24 protein-coding genes and 1 tRNA gene are annotated in these 24,287 nt (G+C 68.5%); 15 read left to right on the forward strand and 10 right to left on the reverse strand.

Annotation, left to right across the window (positions count from 1 at the left end; genetic code table 11):
• The first annotated feature begins 45 nt into the window (after nucleotides 1-45).
• Entirely contained in the window at nucleotides 46-684 is a 639-nt protein-coding gene (locus MRBLMI1x_RS07150; protein WP_020098266.1) for an NAD(P)-dependent oxidoreductase, read from the forward strand.
• Nucleotides 685-690: 6 nt separating this feature from the next.
• On the opposite strand, the gene MRBLMI1x_RS07155 is transcribed toward MRBLMI1x_RS07150, so the two are convergent.
• Both MRBLMI1x_RS07155 and MRBLMI1x_RS07160 read right to left on the reverse strand, forming a co-directional pair.
• Entirely contained in the window at nucleotides 691-1,998 is a 1,308-nt protein-coding gene (locus tag MRBLMI1x_RS07155) for a DUF4032 domain-containing protein (protein WP_363457600.1), read from the reverse strand.
• A 79-nt stretch (nucleotides 1,999-2,077) separates the two neighbouring features.
• Nucleotides 2,078-3,181 (reverse strand): ABC transporter ATP-binding protein, encoded by a 1,104-nt coding sequence (locus tag MRBLMI1x_RS07160; protein WP_018187157.1) that lies wholly within the window; start codon nucleotides 3,179-3,181, stop codon nucleotides 2,078-2,080.
• Between the two features lie 230 nt (nucleotides 3,182-3,411).
• Between MRBLMI1x_RS07160 and MRBLMI1x_RS07165 the strand changes: the two genes are divergently transcribed.
• Both MRBLMI1x_RS07165 and MRBLMI1x_RS07170 read left to right on the forward strand, forming a co-directional pair.
• Nucleotides 3,412-4,380: a DsbA family protein gene (locus MRBLMI1x_RS07165; protein WP_311859445.1), complete on the forward strand. Its 969-nt coding sequence runs from the start codon at nucleotides 3,412-3,414 to the stop codon at nucleotides 4,378-4,380.
• Between the two features lie 29 nt (nucleotides 4,381-4,409).
• Nucleotides 4,410-4,482 (forward strand) — tRNA-Thr (locus MRBLMI1x_RS07170).
• A 128-nt stretch (nucleotides 4,483-4,610) separates the two neighbouring features.
• On the opposite strand, the gene MRBLMI1x_RS07175 is transcribed toward MRBLMI1x_RS07170, so the two are convergent.
• The 4 genes from MRBLMI1x_RS07175 to MRBLMI1x_RS07190 all read right to left on the reverse strand — a co-directional run bounded on the left by MRBLMI1x_RS07175 (nucleotide 4,611) and on the right by MRBLMI1x_RS07190 (nucleotide 10,227).
• Complete coding sequence (locus MRBLMI1x_RS07175) at nucleotides 4,611-5,897, reverse strand: hemolysin family protein (RefSeq protein ID WP_363457604.1); 1,287 nt, start codon at nucleotides 5,895-5,897, stop codon at nucleotides 4,611-4,613.
• Between the two features lie 62 nt (nucleotides 5,898-5,959).
• Complete coding sequence (locus MRBLMI1x_RS07180) at nucleotides 5,960-6,991, reverse strand: TerC family protein (protein WP_181900418.1); 1,032 nt, start codon at nucleotides 6,989-6,991, stop codon at nucleotides 5,960-5,962.
• Nucleotides 6,992-7,185: 194 nt separating this feature from the next.
• The gene (locus tag MRBLMI1x_RS07185) at nucleotides 7,186-8,088 is read right to left on the reverse strand and encodes a hypothetical protein (RefSeq protein WP_363457607.1); all 903 of its coding nucleotides are present in this window, start codon (nucleotides 8,086-8,088) and stop codon (nucleotides 7,186-7,188) included.
• Between the two features lie 39 nt (nucleotides 8,089-8,127).
• Nucleotides 8,128-10,227 carry a S9 family peptidase gene (locus MRBLMI1x_RS07190; RefSeq protein ID WP_414685569.1) on the reverse strand — a complete coding sequence of 700 codons (2,100 nt, stop codon included), beginning with the start codon at nucleotides 10,225-10,227 and terminating at the stop codon, nucleotides 8,128-8,130.
• A 186-nt stretch (nucleotides 10,228-10,413) separates the two neighbouring features.
• Here MRBLMI1x_RS07190 and MRBLMI1x_RS07195 point away from each other — a divergent pair, with 186 nt between their 5' ends.
• From MRBLMI1x_RS07195 to MRBLMI1x_RS07225, 7 genes are all read left to right on the forward strand, one after another.
• Nucleotides 10,414-11,664: an inorganic phosphate transporter gene (locus MRBLMI1x_RS07195; protein WP_018187163.1), complete on the forward strand. Its 1,251-nt coding sequence runs from the start codon at nucleotides 10,414-10,416 to the stop codon at nucleotides 11,662-11,664.
• Nucleotides 11,661-11,996, forward strand: a complete 336-nt coding sequence (locus MRBLMI1x_RS07200) for a peptidase (protein WP_363457613.1) — start codon at nucleotides 11,661-11,663, stop codon at nucleotides 11,994-11,996. Before MRBLMI1x_RS07195 ends, MRBLMI1x_RS07200 begins: the two co-directional genes overlap by 4 nt.
• Before the next feature lie 36 nt (nucleotides 11,997-12,032).
• Complete coding sequence (locus tag MRBLMI1x_RS07205) at nucleotides 12,033-12,935, forward strand: phosphodiesterase (RefSeq protein ID WP_363457616.1); 903 nt, start codon at nucleotides 12,033-12,035, stop codon at nucleotides 12,933-12,935.
• A 45-nt stretch (nucleotides 12,936-12,980) separates the two neighbouring features.
• Nucleotides 12,981-13,370, forward strand: coding sequence for a MerR family transcriptional regulator (locus tag MRBLMI1x_RS07210; protein WP_116228388.1), 390 nt, complete (start codon nucleotides 12,981-12,983; stop codon nucleotides 13,368-13,370).
• Nucleotides 13,367-14,347, forward strand: a complete 981-nt coding sequence (locus MRBLMI1x_RS07215) for an aldo/keto reductase (protein ID WP_363457620.1) — start codon at nucleotides 13,367-13,369, stop codon at nucleotides 14,345-14,347. The genes MRBLMI1x_RS07210 and MRBLMI1x_RS07215 overlap by 4 nt, the downstream gene beginning before the upstream one ends.
• 66 nt (nucleotides 14,348-14,413) lie before the next feature.
• Complete coding sequence (locus tag MRBLMI1x_RS07220) at nucleotides 14,414-15,871, forward strand: aspartate ammonia-lyase (RefSeq protein WP_018187168.1); 1,458 nt, start codon at nucleotides 14,414-14,416, stop codon at nucleotides 15,869-15,871.
• Between the two features lie 78 nt (nucleotides 15,872-15,949).
• Complete coding sequence (locus MRBLMI1x_RS07225) at nucleotides 15,950-16,402, forward strand: DUF4190 domain-containing protein (protein WP_018187169.1); 453 nt, start codon at nucleotides 15,950-15,952, stop codon at nucleotides 16,400-16,402.
• 64 nt (nucleotides 16,403-16,466) lie between these two features.
• Here the strand turns inward: MRBLMI1x_RS07225 and MRBLMI1x_RS07230 are convergent, their stop codons facing one another.
• Nucleotides 16,467-17,330, reverse strand: a complete 864-nt coding sequence (locus MRBLMI1x_RS07230) for a fumarylacetoacetate hydrolase family protein (RefSeq protein ID WP_363457624.1) — start codon at nucleotides 17,328-17,330, stop codon at nucleotides 16,467-16,469.
• Between the two features lie 64 nt (nucleotides 17,331-17,394).
• On the opposite strand from MRBLMI1x_RS07230, the gene MRBLMI1x_RS07235 reads away from it, so the two are divergent.
• The 4 genes from MRBLMI1x_RS07235 to rpsO all read left to right on the forward strand — a co-directional run bounded on the left by MRBLMI1x_RS07235 (nucleotide 17,395) and on the right by rpsO (nucleotide 20,197).
• Entirely contained in the window at nucleotides 17,395-18,552 is a 1,158-nt protein-coding gene (locus tag MRBLMI1x_RS07235; protein WP_363457627.1) for a PrsW family intramembrane metalloprotease, read from the forward strand.
• A 234-nt stretch (nucleotides 18,553-18,786) separates the two neighbouring features.
• Nucleotides 18,787-19,350: a YceI family protein gene (locus tag MRBLMI1x_RS07240; protein WP_018187172.1), complete on the forward strand. Its 564-nt coding sequence runs from the start codon at nucleotides 18,787-18,789 to the stop codon at nucleotides 19,348-19,350.
• 41 nt (nucleotides 19,351-19,391) lie between these two features.
• Entirely contained in the window at nucleotides 19,392-19,760 is a 369-nt protein-coding gene (locus tag MRBLMI1x_RS07245; protein ID WP_018187173.1) for an FKBP-type peptidyl-prolyl cis-trans isomerase, read from the forward strand.
• 167 nt (nucleotides 19,761-19,927) lie between these two features.
• Entirely contained in the window at nucleotides 19,928-20,197 is a 270-nt protein-coding gene (gene rpsO, locus MRBLMI1x_RS07250) for a 30S ribosomal protein S15 (RefSeq protein WP_018187174.1), read from the forward strand.
• Nucleotides 20,198-20,293: 96 nt separating this feature from the next.
• Here rpsO and MRBLMI1x_RS07255 read toward each other — a convergent pair whose 3' ends face one another.
• Together MRBLMI1x_RS07255 and MRBLMI1x_RS07260 are read right to left on the reverse strand one after the other, a co-directional pair.
• The gene (locus tag MRBLMI1x_RS07255) at nucleotides 20,294-21,304 is read right to left on the reverse strand and encodes an isopenicillin N synthase family dioxygenase (RefSeq protein ID WP_363457632.1); all 1,011 of its coding nucleotides are present in this window, start codon (nucleotides 21,302-21,304) and stop codon (nucleotides 20,294-20,296) included.
• Between the two features lie 59 nt (nucleotides 21,305-21,363).
• Nucleotides 21,364-21,867, reverse strand: coding sequence for an Lrp/AsnC family transcriptional regulator (locus tag MRBLMI1x_RS07260; protein ID WP_018187176.1), 504 nt, complete (start codon nucleotides 21,865-21,867; stop codon nucleotides 21,364-21,366).
• Between the two features lie 126 nt (nucleotides 21,868-21,993).
• On the opposite strand from MRBLMI1x_RS07260, the gene ald reads away from it, so the two are divergent.
• Complete coding sequence (gene ald / locus MRBLMI1x_RS07265; protein ID WP_363457635.1) at nucleotides 21,994-23,103, forward strand: alanine dehydrogenase; 1,110 nt, start codon at nucleotides 21,994-21,996, stop codon at nucleotides 23,101-23,103.
• Here ald and MRBLMI1x_RS07270 read toward each other — a convergent pair.
• Entirely contained in the window at nucleotides 23,076-24,188 is a 1,113-nt protein-coding gene (locus tag MRBLMI1x_RS07270; protein ID WP_363457638.1) for an acyltransferase family protein, read from the reverse strand. The two genes, ald and MRBLMI1x_RS07270, sit on opposite strands and share 28 nt — an antisense overlap.
• Nucleotides 24,189-24,287: the final 99 nt, after the last annotated feature.

A 24,287-nucleotide genomic window follows, 5' to 3' on the forward strand; every position in this document is an offset into this window, starting at 1 on the left:
GGTAAGACTGGCACTCGACTGTCCAACCGCAGGAGAGGAACCATCATGACCCGTATCGCCGTCATCGGAGGCACCGGCTACGCCGGCAGCAACATCGTCGCCGAGGGTGTCCGTCGAGGGCACACCGTCGTCTCCGTCGCGCGCAAGGTCCCCGCCGATCGGATCGAGGGGGCGACCTACATCGAGGGCACGATGCTCGACGCCCCGGCCCTCGCGGCCGAGCTCGACGGAGTCGACGTCGTCGTCTTCGCGACCTCGCCCCGTGGTGACATGGTCGGCAAGATGCGCGAGGCCGTCGACGGCGTCATCGCGGCCCTGCCGCTGTCCGTGCGCGTCGGTGTCATCGGCGGAGCCGGCGGCAGCCTTGTCGCCCCGGGCGGGCCGCGCGTCATCGACAGCGGCTTCCCCGACGAGATCAAGCCCGAGGCCATGGAAGCCATCGGCATCCTCGAGGACCTCCAGGCCGACACGAGCGGCCGCGACTGGTTCTACATCCACCCGGCCGGCGGCTTCGGTGCCTGGGCACCGGGGGAGCGCACGGGCTCGTACCGCACCGGGGGCGACGTGATCGTCACCGACGACAAGGGAGAGTCCTTCATCTCCGGCGCCGACTTCGCCGTCGCCGTCCTCGACGAGATCGAGTCGCCCGCGCACGTACGGGAGCGGTTCACCGTCGGGTACTGACGCCGGTCAGACGAGATCGCGCCAGTCGACCTCGTCCTCGTCGTCGTCGCTGACGGGCACGTCGGACGTGATGACCGGGAGCGCCGTCGTCTCGGTCGGCGGGCCCATCACGGTCGCCTCGTCCCGGCGGTGCCGCAGCACGCCGTCGATGTAGGAGGACAGGACCTCCGCGATCGGGATCGAGCGCCCACGCGCCTGCGACATGTACCACCGGTGCTCGAGCACCTGATGGAACACCTCGGCAGGCTCGAGCTTGCTGCGCAGCTCCCAGGGGATCGCCTTGACGACGGGCTCGAAGACGCGGGTGAGCCATTCGTGGGCGACCATCTCCTCGTCGCTGCCGAGACGTGAGACGCGCGCCGCGAACTCGTCGAGGTCGTTCAGCAGCCGCCGGGCCTGGTTCTCTTCGACATCGAGTCCGGTGAGTCGCAGCAGCCGACGCTGGTGGTGGCCGGCATCCACGACCTTCGGCTGGATGAGGACCTTCGTGCCGTCGGCGGTCTCGTCGATCGACATCTCGCCGATGTCGAAGCCGAGGCCGTTCAGGCGCTGCACGCGTTCGATGATGCGCCAGGTCTCGTTCGCCGCGAACGTCTCGGTCTCGGTCAGGGCGCTCCACAGCGACCGGTAGGACGACATGATGCCGTCGGCGATCGCGACGGCATCGACGCCGCCCTCGAGTCGGCCGCCGGCCTCGAGGTCCATGATCTCGCCGGCGATGTTCGTGCGCGCGACGTCGAGGTCATGCTCGCGCTGACCGCGAGTCAGCCCGCCCTCGTGCAGCTCACCCGTCTCGGCGTCGACGAGGTACGCCGCGAAAGCCCCGGCATCCCGTCGGAACAACGTGTTCGACAGCGACACGTCGCCCCAGAAGAAGCCGACGTTGTGAAGACGGACGAGGAGCGCTGCGAGCGCGTCGACGAGACGCGTCGCGGTGTCGGGGCGCAGCGTCTGGGTGAAGAGGGCTCGGTAGGGGAGGGAGAAGCGCAGGTGCGCTGTCACGAGGGCAGCCGGGAGCGGCTCGCCCTTGGAGGTCCGCCGACCGTCGATCACGGCGACGCGACTCACGCAGGGGACATCGAGACGCCCGAGCGACCCGAGCATCTCGTACTCGCGGCGAGCCATCTCGGCGGTGGTCTCCTTCACCGCGACGACGCGGCCCGACAGGCTCGCGAAGCGCACGAGGTGACGGGAGAGTCCCTTGGGGAGTGAGACGATCGCGTCGCTCGGCCACTCGCCGAGCGGCGTCGACCATGGCAGGGCGAGAAGCCCGGCGTCGACGCTGCTGGCGGTGATGCTCAGGGAATGGACCACGCGGGAACCTCCGACTCACGCACCGCGGCGCGGGAGGTCCGGAGACCCACCCGCGCCGCGGTCCTGCTGATGATGACGATCAGGCCGAGACGACCGGCTTGTCGTTGAGGCGTTCGCCCGACTCGATGTCGAACGCGTGCACGTGGCCCGGCTTGGCGGCCAGGGTGACCGTCTCGCCCGCGTTCGGGTGGTTGCGGCCGTCGACGCGAGCGACGATGTCGGTGCGCTTGCCGTTGATGTCGACGTGGCCGTAGAGGTAGCCGTCGGCGCCGAGCTCCTCGACGAGGTCGACCTGGACCGCGAGGCCCTTGCCGTCGGCGGGACCGACCTCGATGTCCTCGGGGCGCACGCCGACCGTGACCTGGCTGCCGTTGGCGCGGCCGACCGTGTCGCGGTCGAGGGGAACGACCTCGGAACCGAAGCGGATGCCGCCCTCGGCGAGGTCCGCCGGGAACAGGTTCATGGCGGGCGAGCCGATGAAGCCGGCGACGAACACGTTGTTCGGCTTCTCGTACAGGTCACGCGGGGTGCCGACCTGCTGCAGGAGGCCGTCCTTCAGGACCGCGATGCGGTCACCCATCGTGAGGGCCTCGGTCTGGTCGTGGGTGACGTAGACCGTGGTGACGCCGAGGCGACGCTGGAGCGACGCGATCTGCGTACGGGTCTGGACGCGGAGCTTCGCGTCGAGGTTCGACAGCGGCTCGTCCATGAGGAACACCTGGGGCTGACGCACGATTGCGCGACCCATGGCGACACGCTGACGCTGACCACCCGAGAGTGCCTTCGGCTTGCGGGTCAGGTACTCCTCGAGGTCGAGAAGCTTGGCGGCCTCGAGGACACGCGATGCACGCTCCTCCTTGCCGACACCGGCGATCTTGAGCGCGAAGCCCATGTTCTCGGCGACGGTCATGTGCGGGTAGAGCGCGTAGTTCTGGAACACCATCGCGATGTCGCGGTCCTTCGGCGGGACGTCGGTGACGTCGCGGTCGCCGATCCGGATCGAGCCGGAGTTGACCTCTTCGAGGCCCGCGAGCATGCGGAGCGAGGTGGACTTACCGCAACCGGAAGGGCCGACCAGAACGAGGAACTCGCCATCGGCGACCTCGAGGTTGAGCTTGTCGACCGCCGGGCGGGTGCCACCGGGGTACAGACGGGTTGCGTTGTCGAATGTGACGGACGCCATCGTTTCTTCTCCTTCACCGGCAGGTACGTGCCGGACGATCCGTAGTGAAGCGAGCGGGGGGACTCCCCGCACACCCATCATCGGGTGCGTGTTCAGTATGCCACGGTCGCGGCCAGGGGAGGGATGCGGTCTCGTCAGCCTTTTTCCAGCGCGTCTGACTAACATCGGAGCGTGCGCCACCCCCGGGCGCCGGGCCCGTTGGCCGCACCACAGAACTTTCCCGAGGTTTCATGTCCACCGATTCCGGCGACACTCCGTCATCCGCGACCGACCGTCGCGAAGCCGTGCGCGAGAAGGCGAAGCGCGTTCACGTCCGACAGTCGCGCGCACGCCTGGCTCGCCGCATCTCGCTCGGCGTCCTCGCCACGGGTGCTGTCGCCGCCGTCGCCGCCGTGGTCGTGTGGTCGGTCACGTCGACGATGGGCGGGCGCGACCTGACGCCCGAGACGGCCAGCTCCGACGGGTTCGCCGTGAGCGACGTCACCGGCGTGGCATCCGAGCAGGGTGCCATCGACGACAGCGCCGTCGAAGCCACGCCGGGTTCGGACAAGGCGGCCACGCCGGCACCGACGGCATCCGCTACGGCGCCCGTCGACATCCGCGTCTACGTCGACTACCTCTCGCCGGGCGCCCGTGAATGGCAGCTCGCGAACGTCGATCAGCTGACGACGTGGGTCGACGAGGGAGCCGCGACGCTGAGCTACCACCCCGTCTCGATGCTGACGGCCAAGTCGAACGGCACGAAGTACTCGTTGCGTGCCGCTGCGGCCGCCGCCTGCGTCGCGACCCACGACGAGAGCGTGTTCTTCGCTTACAACACCGAGCTGCTCACGCGGCAGCCCGCCATGGACACCGACGGCTTCTCGGACGTCGAGCTCGCCGATCTCGCACAGGCCGTGGGCGCGGGCGACCCCGACACCCTCCGCTCGTGCATCGAGGACGGCGACTACGTCCAGTGGGCGAAGGACGCCACCGAGCGCGCCATCGCCGGGATCCCCGACACCGACGGACTGCAGCTCACCGGGACCCCGATGATCCTCGTCAACGGCCAGCCGTACATGGGCGCGTTGAAGGATGCCGCGGAGTTCTCGCAGTTCGTGCTGACGAGCGCCAGCGACGCGTTCTACACGGACCAGACCCCGACCCCGACGCCCACCGCTCCGGCGACCCCCGCCGCACCCGCCACGCCCGAAGGCTGACCCCGCGGCCCGGTTAGACTGGGCCCTCTGCCGGCTTGGCGCAATTGGTAGCGCACCGTACTTGTAATACGGGGGTTGCAGGTTCAAGTCCTGTAGCCGGCACCGTCGACACGTAATGCGAGAGAGCCCCCGCTCCTGTTCAGGATGCGGGGGCTCTCTTCGTGCGACGGCTCAGTAGATCTGCGCGTCCGGGACATGCTCACCTCGTCGCGGGTGGCACAGCCGCTCGGTCAGTCCGGGTCGGGGTCGGCGCTTTCGCGCGTCGTGACCCGGACCTCGGCGATCCGTCGACGATCGAGCGCCGTGACCTCGATGGTCGCGCCGTCGACCTCGATCGCGTCGCCGACGACGGCGAGGCGGCCGAGCCGCTCCATGACGAATCCGGCGACCGTGTCGGACGCTCCGCGGGGAAGCACGATGCCCGTCGCCTCCGAGAAGTCCTGCAGGTTTAGACGTCCGTCGATGATCTCGCGGTCCGCGTCGGGCGCGACCGCGGTGTCGTATTCGTCGAAGATCTCGCCCACGACCTCCTCTACGAGGTCCTCGAGGGTGACGATTCCGTCCGTCCCGCCGTACTCGTCGACCACCACCGCGATCTGGTGCCCTTCGGCGCGCATCTTGGTGAGTGTCGGCAGGACGCGCGCCGTCGACGGGAAGTAGGGGATCGGTCGCACGATGCCCGACAAGGGGGCATCCCGACCCTCGGCGACCGCCTCGAAGAGGTCACGGACGTGCACGAACCCGACGATGTCGTCGATCGAGGTGTCCGCGACGGGGTAGCGCGAGAACGGCAGCTCTCGGGCGTGCGCGACCGCCTCGCCGATGGTCGCGGTGTCGTCGAGCGCGGTGACCTCGGGGCGGGGGCGCATGACCTCGCTGAGCTGACGGCCACGCAGCGACAGGACGTCCTCGAGGATGCGGCGCTCGTCGTCGGGCAGCCCTTCGTGACTGGCGACGATGTCTCGGACTTCCTCGTCGGTCATCTCCTCACCCGTCTTGTGCGGGTCGCCGCCCAGCAGACGGACGAGCGCGTTCGTCGAGACGGAGAGCAGCCAGATCACCGGCCGCATGACCTTTGCGAACCCGTCGAGGACGGGCGCGACGGCGTAGGCGAACTGGGCGTTCCGTTGGATCGCGAGCCGCTTCGGCACGAGTTCGCCGAGCACGAGCGAGAGGTAGGCGATCAGCAGCGTGAGGAGGAGCGTCGCCAGCGTCAGGGCGAGTCCCGGATCGGCCCCCAGCGACTCGATGAGGGGGGCGACCGACGGGGCGATCGAGGTGGCGCCGTACGCGGCGGACGCGAAGCCCGCCACGGTCACACCGATCTGGACGGCGGAGAGGAAGGTGTTCGGGTTGCGGGCCAGACCCGCCACCTTCGCTCCTCGCTTGCCCCGTGCGGCGATCGCGTTGATCTGGCTCTCGCGGAGCGTGACGAGCGCCATCTCGGTGGCTGCGAAGACGCCCCCCACCAGGACGAACACCACGACGAGGGCGATGTTCAGGGCGAGGTCGGTCATCGGGTCTCCTCGATGTCTGCGGCCTCAGTGAGGGGCGTCCGCGTATGGTCGCTGTCCATCGGTCAGCTGTGCTCCTTCTTCTGCTCCGGGGTCGACGTGGGCGTTCCGTTCGCGAGAGCCTTCGCGTCGTCGCGACGCGTCTTGGCGAGGCTCGCGACGGTCGCCACGACGATCGTGGCCGCAATGAACAGCAGCGAGAGCCAGATCGGGATCTCGGGGACCCACAGCAGCGGCTCGCCGCCGTTGATGAAGGGAAGCTCGTTGACGTGCAGAGCGTGGAAGAGCAGCTTGACGCCGATGAAGGCGAGGATGACCGCCAGGCCCTGAGCCAGGTAAACGAGACGCTCCAGCAGACCGCCGATGAGGAAGTAGAGCTGACGCAGACCCATGAGGGCGAAGGCGTTGGCGGTGAAGACGATGTACGCCTCGTTCGTGAGGCCGTAGATGGCGGGGATCGAGTCGACCGCGAAGATCAGGTCGACGAATCCGATGGCGACGATGACGAGCAGCATCGGGGTGACGAAGCGCTTGCCGCCCTTCTTCACCGTGAGCTTGTCGCCGTTGTACTCGTCGCTGACGGGCAGGATGCGGCGGACGAACTGCATGAACTTGCCGTTGGCCGGGTCGGAGTCGCCGTGGGCGAACGCCTGACGGTAGGCCAGGAACAGCAGCAACGCCCCGAAGATGTAGAAGATCCACGAGAAGTTCTCGATGAGGGCGGCGCCCACCGCGATGAATCCACCGCGCATGATCAGGGCGATCACGATGCCGATCATCAGCACCTTCTGCTGATAGATCTTCGGCACGGCGAACCCGGCCATCACGATGAGGAAGACGAAGAGGTTGTCGATCGACAGCGCCTTCTCCGTCAGGTACCCGGCGAAGTACTCGCCGGAGTACACCCATCCCCAGCCGGGCACGAAACCGATGACGACGCCGAACAACAGAGCGAGCCCGATGTAGAAGGCCGACCAGCGGGCGGACTCACCGACCGACGGCTCGTGCGGCTTGCGCACGTGCGCGAAGAATTCATAGACGAAGAATGCGATCGTGACAGCGATCGTGATGCCCCAGACAAGGGGGGTGATTTCCACAGGAGTCTCCTCGATGGCGTGAACGAATGACGCCAGAGTCTTCTCCATCCCGAACATTCGAGACCGGTGGTCCGGGATGCGCCTTCACATCCGTAATGACGAACCGACCGTAGCGGAGTACTCCCCCTGGGGATTCCGATTTTATGGGATGCCGGACGCGGAAACTGACAATTGCCTCGACGCGGTCCGTCGTGCTAGCGGCCGGCGGGCTCTTTGAGGTCGTCGCTGGCGTAGGGAGCCGGAGCGGGGGCGTGCGCGTAGGGGATGAACCAGCTCGCGAAATCCAGGGGAGGCGTGGCGGCCGCGGCATCCCGCTTCGTGGTCTCGTCCTGGTCGGCGAAGAGCGATTCCACGTCGAGGTCCTGGAAGAGGACCGTGTCGAGGTGCTCACGCCAGCCCGAGGGCAGGTCGCTGCCGAGGCGGTCGGCGTTGCGCTGTGCTTCGTCGAGCACGAGCTTGAGCGCGAGTTCGTGGGCGACGGTCGGCGGGTAGACGGGCGAGGCGCTCAAGCGGGACGTCACCTCGATCGTCGCGGCGAGGAACTTCTGAGCGAACATCCGGTCGTAGTGGGTCGCGTACTGGGGCGGCAGCTGCGAGATCACGTGGGTCTCGCGCCACGCGGAGCGGTCGTCCGCGGCATCCGCCAACTGCATCACGTCGTCGAACAGGCAGTCCACCACCATGACGGACGCGTTCCAGACGAGACCCTTGATGATGGTGCGCTGACGCAGCTCGGATGCCGAGGCGTCGCCGGTCGCGCCGCCGAAGAGCTCGTTCAGGGCCCAGTCGATGCCCGCCAGTCGTGCGCCGGCCCGGGCGACCTTCGCCGTGTCGGAGGACCCGGCCGGCACGCTGCCCGACGTCCCCTGCCACTGCGAGTCGACGATCGCGACGTTCGACGATTCGATCCGGACGAGGTCGTCGGCGCCCGGTGCGATGGAGACCCCGATCATCGACAGCAGCGCGTCCTCGGCCGTCAGGGCCGACGCCGACATCCGGGATGCGTCGTCCGGACCGTTCACCAGGTCGTCGGGATGAGCGCAGACGAGGTCGAGATCGATTCTCACCGACGCGCGGTAATGAGGATCAGTGGGCATGGCGGCATCGTACCCAGCGGGCCGCCGGAATCGCGACGATCAGTCGTTCTCCGCGAGTCCCATCACGTCCAGGAGCCAGGCGAGCTCGAAGGCGCGCTCGCGCCACGAGTTGTACCGACCGCTCACTCCGCCGTGTCCGGCGACCATCTCGCACTTGAGGAGCGCGTCCGCACCGACCTCGCGCAGACGCGCCACCCACTTCGCCGGTTCGACGTACAGAACACGGGTGTCGTTGAGGGATGTCACCGCGAGGATGCGGGGATAGCGGACCCCCTCCTGCACGTTCTCGTACGGCGTGTACGACTTCATGTAGGCGTACACGTCCGCGTTGTGCAGCGGGTCGCCCCACTCGTCCCATTCGATGACGGTGAGGGGGAGGGACGGGTCGAGGATCGTCGTGAGGGCGTCGACGAAGGGCACCCCGGCAAGGATGCCCGCGAAGAGGTCCGGGGCCAGGTTCGCGACGGCGCCCATGAGGAGTCCGCCGGCGGAGCCGCCCTCGGCGACCAGCCGGTCGGGCGACGTGTAGCCCTCTGCGACGAGATGGCGCCCGACGGCGACGAAGTCGGTGAAGGTGTTGCGCTTGTGGAGGAGCTTGCCCTCCTCGTACCACTGCCGGCCCATCTCCCCGCCGCCGCGGACGTGGGCGATCGCGAAGATCACACCGCGGTCGAGCATCGACAGGCGCGCCACCGAGAATCCGGGCTCGATGGAGTGCTCGTACGACCCGTAGCCGTACAGGTGCAGCGGTCGGGGTGAGCCGCCGGGCTCTCCGAACGAGCGCTTCCAGACGAGGGACACGGGGATGCGGGTGCCGTCGTCGGCGACGGCCCAGACGCGTTCCTGGCCGTAATCCGCGGGGTCGTAGCCGCCCAGCACGGGCTGGCTCTTGCGCAGCAGCAGCTCGCCCGTGGCGACCTCGAGGTCGTAGACCGTGCCGGGGGTGGTGAACGAGGCGTAGCCCAGTCGGATGACCGGCGGTGCCCACTCCGACGACCCGCTCGCGCCGACCGCGTACAGCGGCTCGTCGAAGCCGATCTCACGCACCTCGTCGGTGGCGTAATCCAGGATGCCGACCCGCGCCAGGCCCTCACGCCGGTACTCAACGACCGCCCAGTCCCGGTAGGCCGAGGCGTCGAGCAGGCGCCGGCCCGGCAGGTGGGGCAGGACGACGTGACGGTCGCCGGTGGGGTCGGATGCCGCGACGCGGACGAGTTCGAAGTCGAGCGCGCCGTCGTTGTGGAGGATGTAGAGGACGTCCTCGCCGTCGACGACCGCGTGGGTCAGCGAGTACTCGACGCCCTCGCGCCGCGGCCACACCGAGCGCGGCTCGGAGGTGAGGTCGTCGGCGGGAACCAGGAACTCCTCGGACGTGATCGACGAGCCGACCCCGATCACCAGGTAGCGGTCGCTTCTCGTGAAGCCCGCTCCGACCCAGTAGCGCTCATCGGGCTCGGTGAAGATCGCCTGATCGGATGCGGCATCCGTCCCCACTTCGTGCAGCCAGACCGTGTCGGGACGCCACGCGTCGTCGACCGTCGTGTAGACGACGTGACGACCGTCGGGGGAGAACACGGCGCCGGAGGAGGTGTTCTCCACGACGTCCGGGAGGTCGTCGCCGGTCGCGAGGTCGCGGATGCGGAGGGTGTAGCGCTCGTCGCCCGCGACGTCGACGCCGTAGAGCAGGCGCGTGCCGTCGTTGGAGACGTCGAGGCTGCCGAGGGAGAAGAAGTCGTGCCCGTCCGCTTCGACGTTGCCGTCGAGGAGGACCTGCTCGCCGGGGACCTCGGTCTCGGGGGAGAGGACGGGCGGGGTCCAGTCGTCCGGGTCGCTGATCGGCGCTCGGCAGTTGATCCCGTACTGCTTGCCCTCGACCGTCCGGCCGTAGTACCACCAGTGGCCGCGCCGCGAGGGGACCGAGAGATCCGTCTCGAGGGTGCGTCCCTTGATCTCGTCGAAGAGGCGACCCCGGAGTTCCTCGAGGTGAGCGGTTCGTTCGTCGGTGTAGGCGTTCTCGGCCTCGAGGTGGCCGATGACGTCCTCGTCGTCCTTTGCGCGCAGCCATTCGTAGGGATCTGAGACGGCGTCGCCGTGGTGGGTCCGGGTGAGGGGGCGGCGGTCGGCGACGGGCGGCGTCACGGCTTCGGAAGTCACCCGACCACGCTAACCGACCCTCGCGGGCGCGCGCGGGTTATGCCGTGGCGGAACCTGTGCGAGGATTTTCCAGGCCCGACTGAACTGCTGATGACGTCTGGGTGAACTTTTCGTTCGCAACGCCGATCGCCGCGGCACCCCGTTCCCCCGATTCCCGACGGAAAGCGAACTGTGGAAACCGCAGCACTCATCGTCGTCCTGGTCATCGCACTGGCACTGTTCTTCGACTTCACCAACGGCTTCCACGACACCGCGAACGCGATGGCCACGCCCATCGCGACGGGTGCCCTGAAGCCCAAGGTCGCCGTCCTCCTCGCGGCTTGTCTGAACCTCGTGGGCGCCTTCTTGTCCACCGAGGTCGCCAAGACGATCTCGGGCGGCATGATCCGCGAAGATCAGCTCTCGCAGTCGATCTTCCCGGCCATCATCTTCGCCGGCCTCATCGGCGCCATCACCTGGAACATGCTGACGTGGCTCCTGGGTCTCCCCTCCAGCTCGTCGCACGCCCTGTTCGGCGGCCTCATCGGAGCGACGATCGTCGGTGCCTCGATCAGTGCGATCGACACGGGGGTCGTGCTCTCGAAGGTCGTCCTGCCGGCTCTCATCGCACCCCTCACCGCGGGGATCATCGCGTTCGTGGCGACCAAGATCGCCTACGTCGTGACCCGCCGCTACGACAACAAGCCCGACGGACGCGACGGCTTCCGCTGGGGGCAGATCTTCACGTCCTCGCTGGTCGCGCTGGCCCACGGCACGAACGACGCGCAGAAGACGATGGGTGTCATCACCCTCGCCCTCATCACGGTCGGCTGGCAGACCCAGTCGGACCCGCAGCTCTGGGTCATCTTCGCCTGCGCGCTCACGATCGCCCTCGGCACCTACATGGGCGGCTGGCGCATCATCCGCACCCTCGGCAAGGGCCTCACCGACGTGAAGCCGGCGCAGGGCTTCTCGGCGGAGGCATCCACCGCCTCGACGATCCTCGCCTCGAGCGCCTTGGGCTTCGCACTGTCCACGACCCAGGTCGCCTCGGGCTCCGTCATCGGCTCGGGTCTCGGACGCCGCGGCGCGATCGTCCGCTGGGGGACGGTCGGGCGCATCACCGTGGGCTGGGTGCTGACCCTCCCCGCGGCCGGCATCGTCGGGGCGCTCGCCGCGTTCCTCATCGTCGGGTTCGAGAACCTGTTCGGCCAGGGCGTCGGCGAACTCATCGGCGTCATCATCGGCGCGGTCATCGCCGTCGCGATCGTCCTCGCGATCTTCCTGCGCTCGCGGCGCAACGAGATCACCGCGGCGAACGCGATGAGCGAGGTCGCCGACTCCGGTGCCGCCGTGGACCTCACCGAGGAACCGCCGCCCACCCGCCGCCAGCAGCGCGTCGCCCAGGCGGCCGCCGCATCCGATGAGGAGAACGCCCGATGAACCTCACCATCGACTGGCTCGCCTTCGTCCAGGTCTTCGTCGCCGCGCTCCTCGCGGCGTCGGTCGTCGTGTCGTTCTACGCCGTCGGGCTGCGCCTGCTCGTGCGCGCCGGACGGGTTCCGGTGGTCATCCCGGCGACCTTCACGGACGCGCTGACGGTGATGACGCCGAAGGAGCAGAAGCGCGCCGCGAAGGCCGCGAAGAAGGCGGCCCGGAAGAACCCGCTCAGCGTCGCGCAGAAGCGTGTCGCCCTGATCGGCGCCTACGCGTCCTTCGCCGTGTGCGGCCTCGTCGTGCTGGGCGGCCTCCTGCTCATCCTCTTCAACCACTGATCGCGCGCCGTCCGCGGCGGTCAATAGGCTGACGGCATGCAGTCCGTCTCCTTCGGCCGGCACGCGCCCGCCCTCCGCTCGATCGTCCATCTGAGCGACACGCACCTGTTGGCCGGCGACCGTCGGCTCGGCGGCGCGTACGACTCGACCGGAGGAGCGGCGGCCGCCCTCGCGGCGATCGAGCGCACCGGCATCCGCCCCGATGCCCTCGTCGTGACGGGTGACCTCACGGACCTCGGCGAGCCCGACGCGTATCGACGGCTGCGCGAGCTCGTGGAGCCCGTGGCGGAACGGCTCGGCACGCCCGTCGTCTGGGTCGCAGGCAACCACGACGAACGGCCGCCAATGCGAGAGGGACTCTTCGACGAACCCGGATCGCTCGAGCCGATCACCGCCGTGCACGACCTCGACGGGCTGCGGCTCATCGTCTTGGACTCGACGGTGCCCGGATGGCACCACGGCGAGATCGATGCGGCGCAGCGCGAGTGGCTCCGCGGCGTCCTCGCCGAGCCCGCCCCGCTCGGCACGCTCCTCGCGCTGCATCACCCGCCGCTGCCGAGCCATATCCCGTTCTTCGACATCCTCGAGCTCCGCGACCAGGACGCCTTCGCCGAGATCATCGGGGGAACCGACGTGCGCGGCATCCTCGCCGGCCACCTCCACTACTCGACGAACGGCACCTTCGCCGGCATCCCCGTCAGCGTGGCATCGGCGACCTGCTACACGATGAATCTGCAGCGTCCCGCGACGGAGGTCAACGGAATGGATGCCGCGCAGTCCTTCCACCTCGTCCACGTGTACGACGACACGATCACCCACACGGTCGTGCCCGTCGTCGATGCCCCGACCGGCGACTACTTCTCCGCCGAGTGGGTCGAGAAGATGGCCGCTCTGAGCCCCCAGGAGCGGCTCGAGGCGTTCTCGCGCAAACCTTCCTGAGCGCCCGCTTGACTTCGAGCGCGCTCGAAGTTCTACCGTGAAGGCATGACCCTCCTCTCCGGCTCCGCCGGCGCCTCGATCGCCGAGGCCGCGGAAGCCACCGGCGTGAGCGCACACACCCTGCGCTATTACGAACGCGCCGGGTTGATGCTCCAGCCCGTCGACCGGGCCTCGTCATCCCACCGGCGCTACTCCGACGCGGATCTCGCCTGGATCCGTTTCCTCGCGCGGCTGCGGTGGACAGGGATGCCGATCGCCACCATGCGCCGCTACACCGAGCTCGTGCGCGATGGGGAATCGACCGTCGCCGAGCGGCGACGACTGCTGGTGGAGCATCGCGAGGTCGTTCGCCGCCAGCTCGACGAGGTGACCCTGAGCCTCGCCGCCATCGACCACAAGATCGACATCTACGACAAGGAGATCAGCCCCTCATGAAGACCACCATTCTCGGAGCCCACGGACCGCAGGTCGGCCGCATCGGCCTCGGCCTCATGGGCATCAGCGCGTTCTACACCGGTGCCGGCCAGGATGACGCCGGGGGCGAGCGGACCATCCTCGGCGCCCTCGACCGCGGTGTGACCCTGCTCGACACCGCGGAGATGTACGGACCTCACACGAACGAGGAGCTCCTCGGGAAGACGCTCGCCCGGTCGGGCCGCCGGGATGAGGTCGTGCTCGCCACGAAGTTCGGGATCGTGCGTCACCCGGACGGCCGCTCCGGGGTCGACGGCAGCGTCGAGAACGTCCGGCGCTCGGTCGAGGGATCGCTGCAGCGTCTGCAGACCGACCGCATCGACCTGTACTACCAGCACCGCATGGACCCCGCCGTCCCCATTGAGGAGACCGTGGGCGCGCTCGCCGAGCTCGTGCAGGAGGGCAAGATCCGCGGGTACGGGCTGTCGGAGGCATCCGTCGCCACGATCCGTCGCGCGCACGCGGTCCACCCCGTGACAGCGGTGCAGACCGAGTACTCCCTGTGGACCCGCGATCCCGAGGCCGAACTGCTGCCGGCACTGCGCGAACTCGGCATCGGCTTCGTCCCGTACTCGCCGCTCGGACGCGGCTTCCTCACCGGCGCCATCCGGTCGGCCGATCAGCTCGACGACGACGACTTCCGTCGCAGCAACCCGCGGTTCGAGGACGAGGCGCTCGCCGCCAACCTGCGCATCGTCGACGTGATCGAGGGCGTCGCCGCCGAGGTCGAGGCGACACCCGCACAGGTCGCCCTCGCGTGGCTGCTCGCCCAAGGGGAGGACATCGTCCCGATCCCCGGTACGCGCAAGCTCGAGCGACTCGAGGAGAACATCGCCGCCGCCGATCTGACGCTGAGCGATGACCAGCTCCGCCGTCTCGGCGACGTCGCGCCCGCGGTCGGGGATCGTTATGCCGACATGTCCAGCGTGAACCGCTGAGGTCCAGGGGTGCGGGGATAGGCTCGATCCATCCCTGCACCCCTGTGACCCACGAGGACACCGCACATGGCATCTGACGCGACGACGCGCACCGAATCCGACTCCCTGGGATCGATGGAGATCCCCGCCGACGCCTACTGGGGCATCCACACGGCGAGAGCGCTGGAGAACTTCCCCATCTCGATGCGACCGATCTCGGTCTACCGCGACCTCGTCGTCGCCCTCGCGATGGTCAAGCAGGCCTCCGCGCGCGCCAACAAGGAGATCGGGGCGCTCGACGCATCCCGCGCCGATCTCATCGACCAGGCGGCCCAGCGCGTCATCGACGGCGAGTTCCACGACCAGTTCGTCGTGGGCGTCATCCAGGGCGGCGCCGGAACCTCGACCAACATGAACGCGAACGAGGTCATCACCAACATCGCGCTCGAGATGGCGGGCCGCGAGAAGGGCGATTACGCGTTCCTCTCGCCCATCGACCACACCAACCGCAGCCAATCCACCAACGACGTCTATCCGACGGCGATCAAGGTGGGGCTCGGGCTCGACCTGCAGTCGCTGCTCGAGGAGCTGGACCTGCTGCGGCAGTCCTTCCTGAAGAAGGCCGACGAGTTCCACGACGTCCTCAAGGTGGGACGCACCCAGTTGCAGGATGCCGTCCCCATGACCCTCGGGCAGGAGTTCCACGGCTTCGCCACGACGCTGGGGGAGGACCACCACCGTCTCCGCGAGAACGCGCACCTCCTCTACGAGATCAACATGGGTGCGACGGCCATCGGCACCGGGATCACGACCCACCCGGATTACTCACGTGCCGTGCTGCGGCACCTGCGCGAGATCAGCGAGCTCGACCTCGAGACGGCCGAAGACCTCGTCGAGTCCACCAGTGACACGGGCGCCTTCATGTCGTTCTCGTCGTCGCTCAAGCGCAACGCGATCAAGCTGTCGAAGATCAGCAACGACCTGCGCCTGCTCTCGAGCGGGCCGCAGGCGGGCTTCGGCGAGATCAACCTGCCGCCTCGACAGGCGGGGTCGAGCATCATGCCCGGCAAGGTGAACCCCGTCATCCCCGAGGTCGTCAACCAGGTCGCGTTCGCCGTCGCCGGTGCGGACCTCACGGTGACGATGGCCGTCGAGGGCGGACAGCTGCAGCTCAACGCGTTCGAACCGGTCATCGCGCATTCGATCTTCCAGTCGATCACATGGATGCGGCGCGGCATGCGCACCCTTCGCGTCAACTGCGTCGACGGCATCACCGCCAACCGCGAACGCCTCGGCACGATGGTCGGGTCGTCCGTGGGCGTCATCACGGCGCTAACGCCGTTCATCGGCTACACCGCCGCGGCCGCGCTCGCCAAGACCGCGCTCTTGACAAAGCGGAACGTGGGCGACCTGGTCGTGGAGGCGGGGCTCATGTCGCGTGACGAGGTCGACAAGCAGCTCTCGCCGGCACGGTTGTCGGGGCTTCAGGCGGTCACCCGAGCGATTCCGATTATCACAAAACCGGGTGCCGTGGAGGGTCCGTGATTGCGGGTTGTCTGAGAGAACGCCGGACGCTAGCGTCGGGGTCGTATCCCGGCCCATCAGCGACCTGAAGGACTTCACATGACCGACCCCAACCAGCCGAACTCGCAGAACATCCCGCCCGCGCCGCCGGCATATGAGGCGCCGGCCTACGGCAACGCACCGCAGTACAACGCCGGCGCTCCGGCTGCCGGCCCCGTCCCGGGGCGCACGATGGCGATCGTCGCCCTGATCCTCGCGATCATCCCCGGAACCCAGCTCATCGGTCTGATCCTCGGCATCGTGGCGCTGGTGCAGAGCCGCAAGGCCGGCACGAAGAATGGTCTCGCGATCGCCGCGATCATCGTGAGCATCGTCCTCATGATCATCGCGATCATCATCATCGTGGTCGTCGTCGCGAGTTTCGCGAACTCCACCGCGGATCTGTACCAGCAGTACCAGACCAACTGTGTCGCTGGTGGATCTGGTGTCGTCGAGTACCTCGGCCAGACCATCCCCTGCGACCAGCTCGACCAGTCGCAGCTCAACAACTGACCTGCGCGACAAGAAGCGGCGGCCACCCTCGGGTGACCGCCGCTTCGTGCTGTCTCGCGTTGTCTCAGTCGGTGATGCGACAGAAGGTCGTCAGTTCGCCGATCCCGTCCACTCCGACGGTCACGGTGGAACGGTCGCGGAGGAAGATCTGCGGGTCGCGCGAATAGCCCGCGCCACCTGGGGAGCCGGTCGAGATCAGGGTTCCCGGCAGAAGGGTCGCGGACTGCGACAGGAACGCAACGAGCTTCGCCACGGGGTGGATCATCTGGTCGGTCGAGGCGTCCTGCACCATCTTCCCGTCGACGATCGCCCAGATGTGCAGATCCTGCGGGTCGGGGATCTCGTCCGCGGTGACGACGAACGGCCCCGTGGGGGTGAAGCCGTCGAACGACTTGCAGCGCGACCACTGCGCCTCGGAGAACTGGATGTCGCGGGCCGTGATGTCGTTGACCACGGTGTAGCCCCAGACGTGGTCGAGGGCATCCTCGAGGGCGACGTCGCGGGCAGGCGCCCCGATGATGACGCCGAGCTCCGCCTCGTAGTCGACGGACTGGCTGAGCGAGCGCGGCCAGGTCGTCGTCTGACGGTGACCCGAGAGCGAGCCCGGCCACAGGATGAAGACCGTGGGCGCCGCGTCGGCCTTGAGGCCGAGTTCGCTCGAGTGTGCCGAGTAGTTCAGCCCGATCGCGATGGTGATGGGGGTGTCGAGTACCGCCGAGGCGAAGACGGGGTCGCCGAGCGGCATCCACTCGGCGGTCGCAGCGCTCTCCCGAACGCGGTCGAGGAGGGCGTCGCCTCCTTCGATGAGCGGCTGAAGACGCGACGGTGCTCCGTCGAAGAGCTGCGACACCAGGGTGGCACGGTCCCCTTCGACCAGGACCAGCTGCGGCTCGTCTACTCCGTCAGGGACAACGTGGGCGAAGCGCATTGGTCCAGGGTATCGCCCTCGACTGCGGCGGGGCACGATCGGGGGCCGCCCCTAGGCTGAGCGCATGTCGTTCCCGTCGCCCCTCGCACAACCGGCGCGTGCGACGCCCGCCGCTCCGCCGCCGGCCCCACCGCGGACCGACCTCCCCGTCCCCGCACCGACGGGCGGCCGCGTGATCCTCTGGATCGTCGCTGCCGTCCTCGCCGTCGCGTCGCTCGGCCTGGCGGCTTACTTCCTGGCGTTCCTCGGTGCGGCGGCCTCCATCGTCTCCGGGCTCCTCGCCCTCATCCCCTTGGTCCTCGTCCTCGTCGCCATCAGGATGATCGACCGGTGGGAGCCGGAACCCCGCGGCCTCGTCGTCCTCGCGCTCGCATGGGGAGCAGTGGCATCCGTCGTCATCGCGCTCGGGGTCGACCTCGTCATCACGCTGGTCGCGCCGGGCCTTCCCGACACCGTCTCCGCCGTCCTCCAGGCGCCGATCGTCGAAGAGGTGGCCAAGGGCGCGGGAGTCCTGCTCATCTTCGTCGCCGCGAGGCGTGCCTTCGACGGCCCTGTCGACGGTGTCGTCTACGGGGCGCTCGTCGGTGCGGGCTTCGCGTTCACGGAGAACATCCTCTATTTCGCCGACAGCCTCGTCACGGGTGGGGCCGAGAGCGCGGCCTACACGTTCTTCCTCCGCGGCATCCTCTCGCCGTTCGCGCACGTGATGTTCACGGCCGTCACGGGGTACGCGCTGGGGCGCGCCGCACGCCGGGGCGTGTGGGGCGCGGCGGCGCTCGGACCGTGGGCGGTGGGTCTCGGGGGAGCCATCGGACTGCACGCGCTCTGGAACGGATCGGCGGTGTTCGCCGACTTCTTCGTGCTCTACGCGACCTTCCAGATGCCTCTGTTCATCCTCTTCATCGTCGGCGTCGTGCTGCTTCGGCGCGAAGAGGCGCGGCTCACTCGCACGTGCCTCGGCGACTACGCGGTCGCGGGATGGTTCTCACCGGCGGAGGTCGACATGCTCGCGACCGGACGTGGACGCTCGCGAGCCGTCACGTGGGCGCGCTCCCTGCCCGGCGACCGGTCAGCAGCGATGCGGCGTTTCATCGTCGAGGCGACCGCGCTCGCGGCCGCCCGCCACCGGGTGATCGGCGGACGCGATCCGCGCGCCGCGGCGGACGAGAGGGTCTACCTCGAACGCGCTACCCGGGCACGGCGGGATCTGCTCGTCGGCTGAAACGCCCGCAGGGAACCAGCGGCCGGAGAAAGACTCAGCGCCCGGTGCCGCGGCGATGCCTGCGAGTCTTCCGGGCGCTGAGTTGGTGTACAGAAATGATCCCGCCGCCTCCTCGCGGTGTCAAGAGGGGTCGCGCACCGGCGAATCTTCATTCACGGGAATAGGATCGGACGCGGCGACGTTTCGCCCTCTTGACCGCCGGCGTGTGCCGGAACCCCTCCACGAAGGACGATCATGACCGACTCCACCGCCACCCTCGACATCCCCGGCTACAAGGCCGGTACCTGGATCCTCGACGCGTCGCACAGCGAGGTGGGCTTCAGTGTCCGCCACATGATGATCTCCAAGGTTCGCGGCCACTTCAACGTCAAGGAGGCGACCCTGATCGCCCCCGAGAACCCGCTCGAGGCCAAGCTCGACGCCAAGGTCGACGCGGCGTCGCTGGACACCAAGGACGAGGGCCGTGACGGTCACCTCCGCAGCGCCGACTTCTTCGATGTCGAGACCTACCCCGAGATCACTTTCGCCTCGACCGGTGTGCGCATCGAGAACGGCGACTTCCTCGTCGACGGCAACCTGACCATCAAGGACGTCACGAAGCCCGTCACGTTCGAGGTCGACTTCGGCGGCTTCGGCACCGACCCGTGGGGCAACTACAAGGCGGGCGCGACGGCCAAGACCGTCATCAACCGCGAGGACTTCGGTCTCACCTGGAACGCCGCGCTCGAGACCGGCGGCGTGCTCGTCGGCAAGGACGTCACGATCGAGCTCGACCTCCAGGGCTCGATCCAGGCCTGAGTGCGTTTGACCACCGGATGCCGCTCGGTTTGGATGGACTCATGACTGCAGACCGCACCAAGCCCGAGATCGACGCTCCTCAGGGAGCCGCACCCTCCGACCTCGTCGTCCGCGACCTGATCGAGGGCGACGGCACCGAGGCGAAGCCCGGTGACACCGTCACCGTCCACTACGTCGGCGTCGAATACGTCTCCGGCGAGGAGTTCGACTCGTCCTGGAACCGCGGCGAGAGCATCCAGTTCCCGCTCCGCGGCCTCATCCAGGGCTGGCAGGACGGCATCCCGGGCATGAAGGTCGGTGGACGTCGTGAGCTCGTCATCCCGCCGCACCTGGCCTACGGTCCCGCCGGTGGCCACTTCCTCGGCGGCAAGACGCTGATCTTCATCATCGATCTGCTCGCCGTCGGCTGAGACGCATCGCACACGAGGGCCCGGTCGCTTCGGCGGCCGGGCCCTCGGTCGTCTGCGGGGCGCCTCGTCCTGTAGACTCCTGTGGTTGCCGTTCGATCGGCCGCGGATAAAGAGAGCCCTCGCATCAGGCGTCGGGCGCCGCGCAACGAAGAGGAAGGGGATCACCTATGGCACTGGAAGCAGACGTCAAGAAGGCGATCATCGAAGAGTACGCGACGCACCCCGGTGACACCGGATCCCCCGAGGTGCAGGTCGCGATGCTGACGCAGCGCATCAAGGACCTCACCGAGCACCTCAAGGAGCACAAGCACGACCACCACTCGCGTCGTGGGCTGTTCCTGCTCGTCGGTCAGCGCCGCCGTCTCCTGGGCTACCTCCAGGACGTCGACATCAACCGTTACCGCTCGCTCATCGAGCGCCTCGGCCTCCGTCGATAAGGCATCGCTGCCAGCGTTCAATCGCGCAGAACATTCTTGAGAAGGCCGCCCCACGGTGTGGGGCGGCCTTCATCGTTCCCGGACGGTCTCTGCCGGTCAGACGCGCGCGCTGACGAGGTGGGGGTGCCAGATCTCTGCGACGTCCGGGTGCGCCCGCAGCCGCGACTTCAGGGCGTTCTCGCCGTGAAGACCGTGGATCGGGTTGCGGGGGTCGTTGGAGATCCCGCGGGCCTGCGCCGCGAGCTCGGCGGGCAGCTCGATCGCGGGGAGCTCCGCGTCGAGCGACGGGTTGAAGAAGAACGGCACCGAGATGCGATCCTCGGGGGCGCGCGGTGAGACGACCCGGTGGTTCGTCGCCGTGAGGTAGCCGCCGGTCGCATGCTCGAGGAGTTCGCCGATGTTGACGACGAACGATCCGGGCACCGCGGGAGCGTCGATCCAGTCGCCGTCCTTCTCGACCTGCAGGCCGCCCTTCCCCGGCTCGACCCACAGCAGGGTGAGGACGCCGGCATCCTTGTGCGCTCCGACGCCCTGCTGAGGCTCCGGGGCGCTGGAGCCCGGGTAGCGGACGATCTTCAGCAGGGTCTGCGCCTCGCCGAAGTGGTCGTCGAAGTATGTCTCCGGTGCGCCGAGGGCCTCTGCCCAGGCGCGGAGCAGCTTCCGTCCCACCGCCGACAGGATCGCGGTCCACTCCTCGGCGATCTCACGGAGCTCGGGCTGGGCGCTCGGCCACAAGTTGGGTCCGACGAGGGCGGTGTAGGGGGGGGCGTCGGGGTCCTCGACCGCCGGGCGCTCGGGTCCGATGTCGATCTGCTCGCGCCAGTCCACGAGCCCCTGCGTCCGCTCGCCGCCGATGCGCGTGTAGCCGCGGAAGTGCGGGCTCTTGATGTTCTCGATCTCGAGCTTCGCCTCGTCGGGGAGTTCGAAGAAGGTGCGCGCCGCGCGGTGGAGGCGTTCCTCCAGCTCGGGCGAGACCCCGGTCCCGGTCAGATAGAAGAAGCCGACCTCGTGGGTCGCGCGGCGCAGATCGGCTCGGAATTCTTCCGCAGCATCCGGCCCCTCATCGAGGCGGGACAGGTCGAGGACGGGGAGGCTCTGGACAGACATGGTCCGAGGATAAGCAGAGGTTTCAGGGGGTCGGCGCATTGTTTCAAGCGGTTACCGACTCAGTGGAACGGAGCCGCGACCCGGTTGCGGTGGTAGTCGAAGATGATGCTCGTGCGCGTGTTCGCGACGCTGCGCTGCGCTGAGAGGTGCTCGACGACGAAGGCGCGCACATCGCTGGAATCGGCGACGGCGATGTGGATGAGGAAGTCGTCGGATCCGCCGAGGAAGAACATCTGGATCACCTGGGGGAGACCGCGCACCTCGTGTGCGAACTCGGTGATGCTCTCGTGACGGGAGCCCGGGCGCAGCGTCACGTGCACCATCGCCTGCAGGCCCGCGCCCGCGACCCGCTGGTCCACGCTCGCGTGGAAGCCGGTGATCACGCCGCGCTCCACGAGCGCGCGGGTGCGCGCATGGGCGGTGGATGCCGCGACTCCGACTCGCGCGGCGACCTCGGCGTTCGTGAGCCGGGCGTCGGCCGCGAGCTCGTCGACGATGGCGAGGTCCACATCGTCCAGGTCGGCGGGAGGCCGATGATTCTTCGTCGGATCAGACGTGCTCACGGGGATTCATCCTCATTTCGGGGGCTCGGAAGCATTCTCGCCGAAGGATCTTCGACTGTCACCTCCTCGTAACGAGTCTTCTGCAGGATGTTTCGCACATCACTCGCTGACGAGGAGCGTGACGCCATGCGCATCGGCATCCCTACGGAAATCAAGAACAACGAGAACCGCGTGGCCATCACCCCCGCGGGGGTGGACGCGCTCGTCGCGCGCGGTCACGAGGTGCTCGTGCAGTCGGGCGCCGGCGCCGGGTCGCGGATCGCGGACGAGGCGTTCGCCGCCGCCGGTGCGGTCATCACCCCGGATGCGGCGTCGACGTGGGGGCGGGCGGAGCTCGTCGTCAAGGTGAAGGAGCCCATCGCGGCGGAGTACCCGCACCTGCGCGACGACCTCACCCTGTTCGCCTACCTCCACCTGGCCGCGGATCGGCCCCTGACCGACGCCCTCATCGCCGCGGGGACCACCGCCGTCGCCTACGAGACCGTCCAGACGGCGGACCGGGCACTCCCACTGCTCTCCCCGATGAGCGAGGTCGCGGGTCGCATCTCGATCACGGTCGGTGCGCACACCCTCATGAGCGCGGCCGGCGGCCGCGGCACGCTCCTCGGCGGTGTCGCCGGGACACCGAAGGCGAAGGTCGTCGTCATCGGCGGCGGTGTCGCCGGCGAGCATGCGGCGGCCAACGCTCTCGGCATGGGAGCCGACGTCACCGTCCTGGACCTTTCGCTGCCGCGTCTGCGTGAACTGGAGAAGCGCTACGCGGGCCTCCACACTCGCGCTTCCACCCGCTTCGAGGTCGCCGAGCAGGTGGCATCCGCCGATCTCGTCATCGGATCCGTCCTCATCCCGGGGGCGGCGGCGCCCAAGCTCGTGACGCTCGACATGGTCGCCGGTATGAAGGCGGGCGCGGTGCTCGTCGACATCGCCATCGATCAGGGCGGGTGCTTCGAGGGCTCGCGGCCCACGACGCACGACGACCCGACGTTCGCGGTGCACGACGCGGTCTACTACTGCGTCGCCAACATGCCCGGGGCGGTGCCGGAGACGTCGACGCGCGCACTCACGAACGCGACCCTGCCCTACCTGACGGCGCTCGCGGACCGCGGCTGGGATGCCGCTGCTGCCGCCGACCCCGCTCTGGCCAAAGGTCTCAACGTCCGAAGCGGTCGCGTGACCAACAAGGGCGTCGCGGCGGCGTTCGGGCTCGACTACGAGCCGGCGGTCGTCGCGGTCTGAGGGCGGCGCGATCCTGTCGGGTCGCGCCGGCTGCCCTCGGGCCCCACGAGGCCGGGATCGGCGAAGAGCCATCCTGGCCGCGGTTCGACGAGCGGCCGGAAGATGCGGCGCACCGGCGTCGAGGCGAGGGCTGCCGTGATCGCCACCGACAGGACGGCGACGAGGGGCAGCCACAGCCACGTGGGGTCGAGGCCGCGGAGGATCCCCGATTCGCGCAGCGGATACAGCGCGAAGGAGTGCAGCAGGTACACGTACATGGTGGCGCGCCCGATGGCCGTCCAGCGGTACTCCCGACGCGGCATGAGGACGAAGAACGCCACGCTCAGCACGAGTGCGGCCGCCATCAGCAGCAGGCGGATGCCGCCCGCCCACCACTGCGTGCCGCCGAGGTCGGCGTAGTCCTCCTCATAGAAGAGCCATCGGCCGAGTCCCATGGTCCTCAAATCGTCGACGAAGAGCCACGCGCAGACGCCGGCCGCCACCAGGGTGGCGCTGGCAGCGAGGCGGAGCGACGTGCGCCGTCGCTCGAGGAGTCGGTGCCGCTCGAGGAATCCGTGCTGGTGCAGCCACCAGCCGAGGGTGAAGAAGGGCAGCAGGCCGAGGGTCCGCGAGAGGGACAGCGTGGAATCGACGTTCGGGAGGTACCCCACCGAGATCGAGACGACGAGGGTCCAGAGGAGCGGCATCCGGAGGAGTGCGAGGTAGGGGAGCACGAGGCGGAAGATCGCGAGGGCGAGCAGGAACCAGAGCGTCCACGACGGCTGCGTGAGGTTCGGGTCGGTGCGTCCCTCGACGACGAGCTTCGTGAGGGTCCAGAGCCCGTCGAAGATGACGTAGGGGAGGACGATGTCGGTGAGGATGCGGACCATCCGACGCCGGCTCGGCGGATCGGACCGGGAGAAGTACCCGGAGATCAGCGCGAAGGCCGGCATGTGGAACGCGTAGATCAGGTAGTAGATGCTCTGCGCGATGTCGGAGTCGTAGGTCAGGCGTTGGATCGCGTGACCGAGGACGACGAGGAGGATGCAGGCGGCCCGGGCGTTGTCCCAGATGGGCACGCGGCGGGTGCGGCCGGGGGTGCTCATTCGGGCCAGCGTACCGGCGGGAATAACGTGGACACTGAGACGTTGACTCCGGTACATTCACTTGCATGAATCGGGCGCGAACCGTCCGGGAATCGAGAG

Origin of the sequence: Microbacterium sp. LMI1x-1-1.1, assembly GCF_040676205.1 — a bacterium.
Lineage (GTDB): Bacteria > Actinomycetota > Actinomycetes > Actinomycetales > Microbacteriaceae > Microbacterium > Microbacterium aquilitoris.

Bases quoted from the DNA above. Each gene is read 5' to 3' on its own strand.
- MRBLMI1x_RS07150 (WP_020098266.1), top strand. From the start codon at position 46: ATGACCCGTATCGCCGTCATCGGAGGCACCGGCTACGCCGGCAGCAAC.
- MRBLMI1x_RS07160 (WP_018187157.1), bottom strand. From the start codon at position 3,181: ATGGCGTCCGTCACATTCGACAACGCAACCCGTCTGTACCCCGGTGGC.
- MRBLMI1x_RS07165 (WP_311859445.1), top strand. From the start codon at position 3,412: ATGTCCACCGATTCCGGCGACACTCCGTCATCCGCGACCGACCGTCGC.
- MRBLMI1x_RS07175 (WP_363457604.1), bottom strand. From the start codon at position 5,897: ATGACCGACCTCGCCCTGAACATCGCCCTCGTCGTGGTGTTCGTCCTG.
- MRBLMI1x_RS07185 (WP_363457607.1), bottom strand. From the start codon at position 8,088: ATGCCCACTGATCCTCATTACCGCGCGTCGGTGAGAATCGATCTCGAC.
- MRBLMI1x_RS07200 (WP_363457613.1), top strand. From the start codon at position 11,661: ATGAACCTCACCATCGACTGGCTCGCCTTCGTCCAGGTCTTCGTCGCC.
- MRBLMI1x_RS07205 (WP_363457616.1), top strand. From the start codon at position 12,033: ATGCAGTCCGTCTCCTTCGGCCGGCACGCGCCCGCCCTCCGCTCGATC.
- MRBLMI1x_RS07210 (WP_116228388.1), top strand. From the start codon at position 12,981: ATGACCCTCCTCTCCGGCTCCGCCGGCGCCTCGATCGCCGAGGCCGCG.
- MRBLMI1x_RS07215 (WP_363457620.1), top strand. From the start codon at position 13,367: ATGAAGACCACCATTCTCGGAGCCCACGGACCGCAGGTCGGCCGCATC.
- MRBLMI1x_RS07220 (WP_018187168.1), top strand. From the start codon at position 14,414: ATGGCATCTGACGCGACGACGCGCACCGAATCCGACTCCCTGGGATCG.
- MRBLMI1x_RS07225 (WP_018187169.1), top strand. From the start codon at position 15,950: ATGACCGACCCCAACCAGCCGAACTCGCAGAACATCCCGCCCGCGCCG.
- MRBLMI1x_RS07230 (WP_363457624.1), bottom strand. From the start codon at position 17,330: ATGCGCTTCGCCCACGTTGTCCCTGACGGAGTAGACGAGCCGCAGCTG.
- MRBLMI1x_RS07235 (WP_363457627.1), top strand. From the start codon at position 17,395: ATGTCGTTCCCGTCGCCCCTCGCACAACCGGCGCGTGCGACGCCCGCC.
- MRBLMI1x_RS07240 (WP_018187172.1), top strand. From the start codon at position 18,787: ATGACCGACTCCACCGCCACCCTCGACATCCCCGGCTACAAGGCCGGT.
- MRBLMI1x_RS07245 (WP_018187173.1), top strand. From the start codon at position 19,392: ATGACTGCAGACCGCACCAAGCCCGAGATCGACGCTCCTCAGGGAGCC.
- rpsO (WP_018187174.1), top strand. From the start codon at position 19,928: ATGGCACTGGAAGCAGACGTCAAGAAGGCGATCATCGAAGAGTACGCG.
- MRBLMI1x_RS07255 (WP_363457632.1), bottom strand. From the start codon at position 21,304: ATGTCTGTCCAGAGCCTCCCCGTCCTCGACCTGTCCCGCCTCGATGAG.
- ald (WP_363457635.1), top strand. From the start codon at position 21,994: ATGCGCATCGGCATCCCTACGGAAATCAAGAACAACGAGAACCGCGTG.
- MRBLMI1x_RS07270 (WP_363457638.1), bottom strand. From the start codon at position 24,188: ATGAGCACCCCCGGCCGCACCCGCCGCGTGCCCATCTGGGACAACGCC.